This window comes from Stenotrophomonas sp. YIM B06876 (assembly GCF_030711595.1).
Lineage (GTDB): Bacteria > Pseudomonadota > Gammaproteobacteria > Xanthomonadales > Xanthomonadaceae > Stenotrophomonas.
This window is the reverse complement of sequence record NZ_JAUJUJ010000117.1, coordinates 1-2,358: the sequence shown is the minus strand read 5'-3', so window position 1 is coordinate 2,358 and position 2,358 is coordinate 1. Positions and strand designations below refer to the sequence as shown.

Here is a 2,358-nt window from a genome sequence, read left to right as displayed (position 1 = left end):
TGGGCCACGTGGACCATGGCAAGACCTCGCTGCTGGACTACATCCGCCGCACCAAGGTGGCGACGGGCGAAGCCGGCGGCATTACCCAGCACATCGGCGCCTACCATGTGAAGACGCCGCGCGGCATGGTGTCGTTCCTCGACACCCCCGGCCACGAAGCCTTCACGGCCATGCGTGCCCGTGGCGCGCAGGCGACCGACATCGTGATCCTGGTCGTGGCCTCCGACGACGGCGTGATGCCGCAGACCAAGGAAGCCATCAAGCACGCCAAGGCGGCGGGTGTGCCCATCGTGGTTGCCATCACCAAGTCCGACAAGCCCGATGCCAACCCAGAGCGCGTCAAGCAGGAGCTGGTCGTCGAAGAGGTGGTGCCTGAAGAATACGGCGGCGATTCGCCCTTCGTCTCGGTCTCGTCCAAGACGGGCGCAGGCATCGACACGCTGCTCGAACAGGTGCTGCTGCAGGCCGAAGTGCTGGAACTCAAGGCGCCTGTCGCCTCCATGGCCAAGGGCCTGGTCATCGAGGCGCGCCTGGACAAGGGCCGCGGCCCCGTGGCCACGGTGCTGGTGCAGTCCGGCACTTTGAACGTGGGCGATGTGGTGCTGGCCGGCCAGACCTTCGGCCGCGTACGTGCCATGCTCGACGAGAACGGCAAGACGTCCAAGACGGCGGGCCCATCGATCCCGGTCGAAATCCAGGGCCTGACCGAAGTGCCGCAGGCCGGCGACGAATTCATGGTGCTGTCCGACGAGCGCCGTGCGCGCGAAATCGCCACCTACCGTGCCGGCAAGTTCCGCAACACCAAGCTGGCGCGCCAGCAGGCGGCCAAGCTGGAGAACATGTTCTCCGACATGACGGCGGGCGAAGTCAAGATGCTGCCCATCATCATCAAGGCCGACGTGCAGGGTTCGCAGGAAGCGCTTTCGCAGTCGCTGCTCAAGCTCTCGACCGACGAGGTCAAGGTGCAGCTGGTGTATGCCGGCGTGGGCGGCATCAGCGAGTCCGACATCAACCTGGCCATTGCCTCCAAGGCGCTGGTGATCGGCTTCAATGTGCGCGCCGATGCCGGTGCCCGCAAGCTGGCCGAGAACAACGACATTGGCCTGCACTACTACGGCATCATTTACGACGCCGTGGACGAGCTCAAGGTGGCCATGTCCGGCATGCTCGCTCCCGAGCAGCGCGAAGAGATCATCGGCACGGCCGAGATCCGCACCGTGTTCGTGGCCTCCAAGATCGGCACCGTGGCCGGCAGCTACATCACCTCGGGCCATGTGCACCGCAATGCCAAGTTCCGCCTACTGCGCGAGAACGTGGTCATCTACACCGGAGAGATCGACTCGCTCAAGCGCCTCAAGGACGACGTGCGCGAGGTCAAGGAAGGCTTCGAGTGCGGTATCAAGCTCAAGAATTACAACGACATCAAGGAAAACGATCAGTTGGAATTCTTCGAGATCAAGGAAATCGCGCGGACCCTGTAAGCCATGGCAGCCAAGAAGTCCACCACCCCCAACCGCGCCTTCAAGGTCGCCGACCAGATCCAGCGCGATCTGACGGAGCTGATCGCGCGCGAGTTGAAAGACCCGCGCGTCGGGCTGGTGACGCTGCAGGGCGTCGAGGTCACGCCCGACTACGCCCATGCCAAGGTGTTCTTCAGCCTGCTCACGGGCGACCCGCAGCAGACGCAGGACGCCTTGAACCAGGCGGCCGGTTTCCTGCGCAACGGCCTGTTCAAGCGCCTGCACATCCATACCGTGCCGACGCTGCACTTCGTGTTCGACCGCACCACCGAGCGCGCGGCCGACATGAATGCGCTGATTGCGCAGGCCGTCGCGTCGCGTTCCAAGAAAGAGTAGTCCATGAACGCGCCCCGCACCCGGGTGCAGCGGCGCCCTGTGCATGGGGTGTTGCTGCTCGACAAGCCGCTGGGATGGTCCAGCAACGACGCCTTGCAAAAGGCCAAGTGGCTGCTGCGCGCCGAAAAGGCCGGCCACACCGGCACGCTCGACCCGCTGGCCACCGGTGTGCTGCCGCTGTGCTTTGGCGCGGCGACCAAGTTCAGCCAGCTGCAGCTCGACGCGCCCAAGACCTACGAAGCCATTGCCCGCCTGGGCGTGACCACCACCACCGGCGACGCCGAGGGCGAGGTGCTGCGCGCATGCGCGGTCGATCCCGCGATGCTGACACCCGAGCGGCTGGCCGAGGTACAGCGCCAGTTCACGGGGGCTATTTCGCAGGTGCCGCCGATGTACAGCGCGCTCAAGAAGGACGGCAAGGCGCTGTACGAGTACGCGCGTGCGGGCGTCGAGGTCGAGCGCGCTGCGCGCGATGTTGAGATTCATGCATTAAATGTGGCTC

The 2,358-nt window shown here is 65.0% G+C and carries 3 protein-coding genes; all 3 read left to right on the top strand.

Features of this window, described 5'->3' with window-relative positions:
- A partial coding sequence (infB, locus tag QZH66_RS15175) for a translation initiation factor IF-2 (protein ID WP_305806745.1) occupies positions 1 to 1,481 on the top strand: 1,481 nt, incomplete at its 5' end.
- A 3-nt stretch (positions 1,482 to 1,484) separates the two neighbouring features.
- Positions 1,485 to 1,856: a 30S ribosome-binding factor RbfA gene (gene rbfA / locus QZH66_RS15170; protein WP_305806744.1), complete on the top strand. Its 372-nt coding sequence runs from the start codon at positions 1,485 to 1,487 to the stop codon at positions 1,854 to 1,856.
- 3 nt (positions 1,857 to 1,859) lie between these two features.
- Positions 1,860 to 2,358: tRNA pseudouridine(55) synthase TruB (truB, locus tag QZH66_RS15165; protein ID WP_305806743.1), on the top strand; the 499-nt coding region annotated here is incomplete at its 3' end.